General features: G+C 41.7%; 1 protein-coding gene. It reads left to right on the top strand.

The window, feature by feature from the left end:
* The coding region (locus tag ACYVRA_RS08420) for a radical SAM protein (RefSeq protein ID WP_461252277.1) at nucleotides 1-549 on the top strand (549 nt) is incomplete at both ends.

Below are 549 nucleotides of genomic sequence, written 5' to 3'. Positions count from 1 at the left end.
CGATTTTTTAAGAGAAGCCAAAGATTACGATTTTTCCGTCAATATCCTGACAAATTTACCCCTGTTAAATGACGAGATAATCGCCGAAATGAAAAACAACAGGCTTTCAAGCGTTCAAGTTTCGCTTTACAGCATGGATCCGAAAATCCATGACGCAATCACCAAAACGCCCGGCTCATGGGAAAAAACCTACAATGCGATTTTAAAATTAATTGAAAACGACATACCTCTTCAAATAAGCTGCCCGGTGATGAAACAAAACAAAGATTCATTTACCGGCGTAATACTGAAGGCTGAAGAACTGAAAACCCGTTCCACGTCAGATTTTATAATGATGGCGCGTTATGACAACACGACGGATAATCTTGACAGCCGTCTTGATATAAACGAAACTGGCGAAGTTATAAAAAAAATTTTGGAATACGACAGGGCTTATCAAAATGAAATTAATACGTCAGATGCCGCGCTGGTTTATGATGATGCCGATACTGCGGTTTGCGGGGTGGGTATCAGTTCCCTTTGCATGGTCGCGGGCGGCAATGTCTACCC

The organism is Treponema sp. R8-4-B8 (assembly GCF_054786175.1).
The sequence above is the reverse complement of the archived record's forward strand: the minus strand, read 5'-3'. Positions and strand labels throughout refer to the sequence as shown.